Source organism: Umezawaea sp. NPDC059074 (assembly GCF_042738955.1).
Lineage (GTDB): Bacteria > Actinomycetota > Actinomycetes > Mycobacteriales > Pseudonocardiaceae > Umezawaea.
On record NZ_JBHYHC010000254.1, the window covers coordinates 1 to 6032 of the forward strand.

9 protein-coding genes are annotated in these 6032 nt (G+C 70.0%); 4 read left to right on the forward strand and 5 right to left on the reverse strand.

Going from position 1 to position 6032, the window contains the following annotated elements:
* Nucleotides 1–214: 214 nt before the first annotated feature.
* On the reverse strand, nt 215–1156 hold the full coding sequence (locus tag ACFWW9_RS45525) for an NAD(P)/FAD-dependent oxidoreductase (RefSeq protein ID WP_390389795.1): 942 nt from the start codon (nt 1154–1156) through the stop codon (nt 215–217).
* A gap of 127 nt (nt 1157–1283) precedes the next feature.
* Between ACFWW9_RS45525 and ACFWW9_RS45530 the strand changes: the two genes are divergently transcribed.
* Nucleotides 1284–1463 carry a hypothetical protein gene (locus ACFWW9_RS45530; protein ID WP_390389796.1) on the forward strand — a complete coding sequence of 60 codons (180 nt, stop codon included), beginning with the start codon at nt 1284–1286 and terminating at the stop codon, nt 1461–1463.
* A 1-nt stretch (nt 1464) separates the two neighbouring features.
* Here ACFWW9_RS45530 and ACFWW9_RS45535 read toward each other — a convergent pair whose 3' ends face one another.
* Entirely contained in the window at nt 1465–2040 is a 576-nt protein-coding gene (locus tag ACFWW9_RS45535) for a hypothetical protein (RefSeq protein WP_390389798.1), read from the reverse strand.
* 54 nt (nt 2041–2094) lie between these two features.
* Entirely contained in the window at nt 2095–2430 is a 336-nt protein-coding gene (locus tag ACFWW9_RS45540; protein WP_390389800.1) for a nucleotide pyrophosphohydrolase, read from the reverse strand.
* Between the two features lie 102 nt (nt 2431–2532).
* Here ACFWW9_RS45540 and ACFWW9_RS45545 point away from each other — a divergent pair, with 102 nt between their 5' ends.
* Both ACFWW9_RS45545 and ACFWW9_RS45550 read left to right on the forward strand, forming a co-directional pair.
* The gene (locus ACFWW9_RS45545; protein WP_390389802.1) at nt 2533–3039 is read left to right on the forward strand and encodes a DinB family protein; all 507 of its coding nucleotides are present in this window, start codon (nt 2533–2535) and stop codon (nt 3037–3039) included.
* A 53-nt stretch (nt 3040–3092) separates the two neighbouring features.
* A complete protein-coding gene (locus tag ACFWW9_RS45550) occupies nt 3093–3629 on the forward strand; it encodes a hypothetical protein (RefSeq protein WP_390389803.1) in 537 nt (178 codons plus the stop codon).
* On the opposite strand, the gene ACFWW9_RS45555 is transcribed toward ACFWW9_RS45550, so the two are convergent.
* Together ACFWW9_RS45555 and ACFWW9_RS45560 are read right to left on the reverse strand one after the other, a co-directional pair.
* Nucleotides 3626–4699: a helix-turn-helix domain-containing protein gene (locus tag ACFWW9_RS45555; protein WP_390389806.1), complete on the reverse strand. Its 1074-nt coding sequence runs from the start codon at nt 4697–4699 to the stop codon at nt 3626–3628. The genes ACFWW9_RS45550 and ACFWW9_RS45555 overlap by 4 nt on opposite strands.
* 46 nt (nt 4700–4745) lie before the next feature.
* On the reverse strand, nt 4746–5384 hold the full coding sequence (locus tag ACFWW9_RS45560) for a hypothetical protein (protein ID WP_390389808.1): 639 nt from the start codon (nt 5382–5384) through the stop codon (nt 4746–4748).
* Nucleotides 5385–5502: 118 nt separating this feature from the next.
* Between ACFWW9_RS45560 and ACFWW9_RS45565 the strand changes: the two genes are divergently transcribed.
* Complete coding sequence (locus tag ACFWW9_RS45565) at nt 5503–5955, forward strand: very short patch repair endonuclease (protein ID WP_390389810.1); 453 nt, start codon at nt 5503–5505, stop codon at nt 5953–5955.
* The last annotated feature ends 77 nt before the right edge of the window (nt 5956–6032 follow it).

Here is a 6032-nt window from a genome sequence, read left to right on the forward strand (position 1 = left end):
CCGGTAGTTAAGCCCTCCTGCGCCGATGGTACTGCACTGGTGACGGTGTGGGAGAGTAGGTCACCGCGGGGCAATCTTTCCCGGTAGGGACTCCAAGTAATTGGGGTCCCTACCGGGCTTTTTGCGTTTGGGGGTATGCGGTGGCGGGGGTCGCCTGGTCGTGAGGACCCCCCGATTCACGGGCTAGTCGAGGGGTCCGACAGTTTTGGGCTCGTCAGGTCAGCTGGGCGGCTAGAGCGTTGCCCAATGCGGTGCCGGAGAGCCAGGCGGTTTCTGTGCGGGGGTAGCCCCAGGCGTCGCCTGCGATGCCGATGTGCTGGTCGTCCAAGTGGAACGGGCTTGTGCCGGGTTTGGTGGGGCTGGCGTAGGTCCAGCGGTGTACGTGGGTGCTGGTGGCCTTGTCGGTGAGGTCTAGGACCTGGCGTACTGCCGCCTCTACCTCGTGGTCGGCGACTGAGGGGTCTGCCACGTAGTGCTCGGTGAAGCTCGGGGTGGTGTGGGCTACCAGCACCGGTGCGTTGTCGCCTCGGCGGGCGCCGTCGTCGAAGACCGTTTGCAGGATCGGGTGGTCGTTCACGAACGCGCCGTTGAAGTCCGGCCACGTGCGGGCCGGGTAGGTAAGGGTGACCGCGAGGGTTGGTAGCCAGTGCTGCGCTTCCACGGCGGTGCGGGCGCTGGTGAGGCTGGGGTGGAGGACGCGCAGTGCTTGAGGGCCGGGCATGGCCAGGACAACCGCTGTCGCGTTGACTCCGTCGACGCGAGGGCCCGGCTCGATCCACTCCACGGTGTGGCCGGTGGTGATGTCCAAGCCTTCGGCGAGGTTCTCGGCCAGGGAGCGGAGGCCGTTCGGGGCCGCCCAGCGCATAGGGCCGGTGGTGCGGTGGGTGCCGTCCGGGTCCAGCACGGTGAGGGTGTCGGTCCACTCGCGGACCAGGCCCTGGCTCTGCCACTTCGTGACGAGGCTGGTGAAGGCCTCGTCCTGTGCGGTGAAGTAGGCCGCGCCGATGTCGGTGCGCCTGTTGTTGTAGCGCTTCGTCGCCAGGCGGCCGCCGCACACCTTGCCGCGTTCGACGACCCGCACCGCGACACCGGCCTCGGTCAACGCCCTGGCGCAGGCCAAGCCCGCGATTCCCGCTCCCACCACGACGACCGACATGCCACCAACCTTAGGAGTGGCACTCCGTCACGACCGAATCGACCTGAGCCGCCGACCGGGCAAGGAGTCTGCTGCGAGCGGGTGATCTCCCGAGGTGGGGGCCGCCGCGCTGCCTACCGTGATCACCATGAACGTCGACCTGGAGGTCCCGGTGCGGTGGCGCGGTGTGCGGAAACACGGGATGCGCAAGAGAAAACGGGGCAGGCACGCTCGGGAGAGGGCACCTGCCCCGCCTACGTTCGCGGCGGCGTTCTTCGGGATCGTGCTGCTGGTGGCGTTGATCCTGCTGCTGCTCACGTACCTCTAGATCATCGGGACTGCAGCGCGTCGACGGCGACCGCCTGCGCGATGACGACCCGGCGGTCGACGTACGGGTCCTGGATGTCCAGGAGGTAGTGGTCGCGCAGCCACGTCTTCTTGTCCACGCTGAACACCGGGGCCGCGCCGCGGACGAAGTCGAAGTGGTAGCGGAACGGGAACGGGAAGTTCTCGATGAGCGGGATGAAGTTCCACAACCTGCGCAGCACGGCGATGCCCTGGCTGCGTTCCCGGCCGGTCGCCGTGGGGGCGCCGGGCTGGTCGAGGTGCCACGTCGAGTTGACCAGCGACTTGGCGAAGTCCTTGCGGAAGAAGCCGATCGGCTGGTTGTTGCCGTCCGTGACGTCGTAGCCGCTCGCCAGGTCGATGACCTTGCGGGCCCGGAACCCGGCCAGCACCGTGGACTTCGACGAGTCCGTGTAGATGGTGACCTGTTCCTTGAAGGCCATGCGCTTCTGCTCGACGAACGCGATGACGGCCCCCGGCTCGCCATTGCCGTCGTCGGCGAAGATCTCGTAGCGGTTCACCATGAGGGTGACCTTCTGGTGCATGTGCAGTCTGTTCATCGCCTGCGGGTTCAAGTTCTCCCCCTGAGTGGGCCGTGTGAGTGACAGAGCATGTCACTCGACCGGGCGAAGGTCACCGGTGGGGAACCTCTTCTCGTTGCGCTCGATCTTCGCGAACGCCGCCTCGACCAGGTCGACGTCCAGCTTGTCCGCCAAACGGACCAGGTAGTGCACCACGTCCGCCAGCTCGTCGCGGACGTTCCACGCCAGCTCCGGATCGGACATCGCCGCGGCCGCCTCCTCGGGCGTCAGCCACTGGAACAGGTCGGTCAGCTCGCCGACCTCGCCGGACAAGGCCATCACCAGGTTCTTCGGCGTGTGGTAGGTGTCCCAGTCGCGGGCGGCGGCGAACCGGCGCAGGGCGTCCCGTAGGTCTTCGAGGTTGCTCATACCCGCAGAGCTACCACACCGCGCGGGGACGACCGCGCACGCGTTTGCGGACCACGGGAAATCGGCTGCGGCCACCGGCGTCCGGGGGCTAGGTTTCAGCGCGTGACCGACGAGCGCGTCCAAGCGGAGCAGTTGGCGGACGAGCGCACGACGCTCGCCATGTACCTCGACTTCCACCGCTCCACGTTGGCGATGAAGTGCGCGGACCTCACCGACGAGCAGTTGCGGACCCGCGCGGTGCCGCCGTCGGACCTGTCGCTGCTGGGGCTGGTGCGGCACATGACGGAGGTGGAGCGGGGGTGGCTCGGGAACCGCGTCGCGGGTCGGAGCCTGCCGCCGCTGTACTACAGCGACCCGGACAACCCCGACGGTGACTTCGACGACCTGGACTCGGTCGACGTGGCGACGGTGTTCGAGACCTGGCGGGCCACGTGCGCCGAGTCGCGGGAGATCGTGGCCTCCCGGCCGTTGGACTTCGTCGGTGTGCGCGGCGACGGATCGGCCGTGTCACTGCGCTGGATCGTGCTTCACCTGATCGAGGAGTACGCCCGGCACAACGGGCACGCCGATCTCCTGCGGGAATGCCTGGACGGCGTCAAAGGCGAATAGGCAACACGTTGGTGTTGGACGACCACCCGTTCGAGATCCACTATCTTGTCGCCGTGGCGCGCACCTGGTTGTCGATACGCGTGGAACTGGTCCAAGGCCGTGGACAGAAGTTCTGGCCCCGTCCGGGCCGCGACTTCGTCGTCGCGCGCTCGCACTCCTTCGCCCAGCTGGCACGGGCCGTGGACATCGCGTTCGCGCGCTGGGACCTGGCCCACATGCACATGTTCACCCTGCTGGGCGGCGCGGGCATCAGCGCGCTGAGCCACTGGGACGGCGACGAGCCCGAAGGCACCATCGACAGCGTCAAGACCAAGCTGGGCAAGCTCAAGTCCGGTGACCAGTTCGCCTACGTCTTCGACTTCGGCGACGCCTGGTCGCACGTGTGCACGGTCGGCGCCGAGCGCGTCGACCCCGTCGACCTGCTCGGGTTCGTCCCGGACGGCCCCGCCCCGTACTGGGGGTGGGGCGAACTGCCGGACCAGTACGGCCGGCTGTGGGACGACGACGATGACGTGGCCCCCAAGCCGCCGAAGCCGTTGTTCCGGGACCTGCCGCCGATCCTGCCGCTGTGGGGCGAGCGGCGGCGCTAGCGCACCAGCGACAGCCTGCCCTGGCGGGCGGTGGTCCGGCGCGAGCCCGGCAGGGCGGTGACGACGAGGCCGAACACCAGCGCGTCGAGTTCGGCGGGGTCGAGCAGCAGGTCGTGCGCCACCTGTCGGGGGGTGGTGCCGCGGTCGCGCAAGGCGCGGAACACCTTGGCCAGCAGCAACGAGCCCTCGCGGGCCGTGAGGCCGTCCGGTTCGGCCACGCGGTAGCCGCGGCGGCTGAGCTCGGTGCACACGACGCCGTACTGGTCGGCCGTGAGCAGGCCGAGGTCGCGCAGCCGGTAGGTCAGGGCGAGCGCGGACACGCGCCAGTGCGCGCGGTGGGTCAGCACCTGCTCGGTGACCGGGCCGCGCGGCACCGACGCCAGCACGCCCGCGCGGGGCATCAGGAACGCGCCCGCGAAGGCGTTCGCCTGCCGTTCCGCGTCGGCGGGGTGCGTGGTCGAGTGCAGCACGAGGTGGCCCAGCTCGTGGGCGGCGTCGAACCGGCCGCGTTCGGCGGACGTCGTCGGGTTCAGGAACACGAACGGCGTGCCCGCGTGCCAGAAGGAGAACGCGTCCACCTCGGCGCAGTCCACCGGCAGCGAGAACACCCGGACCCCGTGCGCCTCCAACAGGTGCACCATCGTCGGGGCCGCGCCGGACCCCAGGCCCCAGCGGCCGCGCACCATGTCCGCGGCGGTCTCCGGGTCGGGGTGCTCCAGCGTCGGCACGTCCGGGTCGGGCAGCGTGAACGTCCGCTCCAGCCACCGGTTGACGCCGATCGCCAGCCTGCCCGCCGCCACGGCCGCGTCCCGCCGCACCGCGGGGAGCTTCGCGGCCGCCCGGAACGCGACGGCCCCGGTCGGCAGCTCGGCCTCGTCCGGAGCTTCCAGGAACTCCACCGGGAACCCCAGCGCGCTCGCCAACGCCGCCGTCGTGCCCGCGACCGGCCGACGCCTGCCGCGCTCGTAGTCGCCGACGCTGCTCGCACTCACCCCGACGGCCCGCGCCACCTCGGCCGCGGTCAGTCCACGCCGCTTGCGCGCCAGGACGAGACGGGAAGGTGTGAGCATGGTGGCGTCATTCTGGTACCTCCTTCCGGACCGCCGCCAGACGGGGTCACCGCAGCGACACGGTGAAGTCGATCTCCGCCGGTCCGTCCGGCGTGATGTCCGCGACCGGCCCGAAGTCGTAGGGCGGCAACGTGATCCGGTGCGACCAGTGGTCGATCACCTGCCCCTGCGGCGTCGGCTCCGGCTGCGACACCTCCCGCAGCACCACGAACCGCCCGTCCCGCACGGTCGGGAACGTCACCAGGAACCACAACTTCAACCCGCCAAGCCGTTCACCGTCGTCGAACAGGCTGAACTGGTCGTGGTCGTTGTCCCGCGTCAACGCCGTGATCGCGGGCCCCTTCGTGTAGTCGCTGCGCAGCTTGGCGCCGGGATCACCGGTGTGCCGGTTCCCCTGCAACGCCCCGAGCACGATCGGCTTGCTCGGATGCCGCACCAACCCGGCGTTGTACTTGTCGTACCGCTCCCACCCCTGCCCGACCAGCACCTCGCGCAACCGCCCCACCCGATGGATCCAGTCGAGCAACCCGGCCCCGTTGGTGGGCCCGAGAGCGGGCGCAGCGGCCCGCGCGTTCAACCCCGCCCAGATCGCCTCGTCCAGGTGCTCGACCTTCAGATCGAGTTCGGCGAGACGAGCGTCGGGGCCCGGCATCGGCGTCGCCGGGTGGAACAGGATCTCGGTCATGAGGTCACGGTAGCGAGGGGGTACGACAGTTTTCGGTCGCTGGAAGCCGCCGGGGATTGTCGGTGCTCGGTGGGAAGGTGCGGACGTGTACCAGTACGTCGACTGCGGACCAGCGCCGATGCCGAGTTCCCGGGCGACGGCGAAGGTCATGCGCCGGACCAGGAGAACGGGGACCGGGCCGGAGATGGCCTTGCGGAGAGCCCTGCACCGGCGCGGGTTGCGGTACGTGGTCGACAGGTCGCCGCCGGGCACGAACCGCCGCCGCCGGGTCGACGTGCTGCTGCGCGGCCCGCGGATCGCTCTGTTCGTCGACGGCTGCTTCTGGCACTCGTGCCCCGACCACGCCCACCTCCCGGTGGCCAACCGGTCGTGGTGGCGCTTGAAGCTGCGGGGCGTGGTGCTGCGCGACCGCGACACGGATCGGCAGCTCGCCGCCGCGGGCTGGGTGGTGGTGCGGGTGTGGGAGCACGAGGATCCGGAGACGGTCGCGGACTGCGTCGCTTCGCTCTGCCGGGGGATGTCCGAACCGCGCTGGACGCGGTTGTCACGCTCCCGGACCGAGCTCCGGTGAGCGGTCGCGGGGCGGAGGACGCTCGGTGCCGGGCACGAGAAACTCCGGTCTCCCGGTGGTCACGCGCAGCGCGTGAC

Bases quoted from the DNA above. Each gene is read 5' to 3' on its own strand.
- ACFWW9_RS45565 (WP_390389810.1), top strand. From the start codon at position 5,503: ATGCCGAGTTCCCGGGCGACGGCGAAGGTCATGCGCCGGACCAGGAGA.
- ACFWW9_RS45530 (WP_390389796.1), top strand. From the start codon at position 1,284: ATGAACGTCGACCTGGAGGTCCCGGTGCGGTGGCGCGGTGTGCGGAAA.
- ACFWW9_RS45540 (WP_390389800.1), bottom strand. From the start codon at position 2,430: ATGAGCAACCTCGAAGACCTACGGGACGCCCTGCGCCGGTTCGCCGCC.
- ACFWW9_RS45555 (WP_390389806.1), bottom strand. From the start codon at position 4,699: ATGCTCACACCTTCCCGTCTCGTCCTGGCGCGCAAGCGGCGTGGACTG.
- ACFWW9_RS45525 (WP_390389795.1), bottom strand. From the start codon at position 1,156: ATGTCGGTCGTCGTGGTGGGAGCGGGAATCGCGGGCTTGGCCTGCGCC.
- ACFWW9_RS45535 (WP_390389798.1), bottom strand. From the start codon at position 2,040: ATGAACAGACTGCACATGCACCAGAAGGTCACCCTCATGGTGAACCGC.
- ACFWW9_RS45560 (WP_390389808.1), bottom strand. From the start codon at position 5,384: ATGACCGAGATCCTGTTCCACCCGGCGACGCCGATGCCGGGCCCCGAC.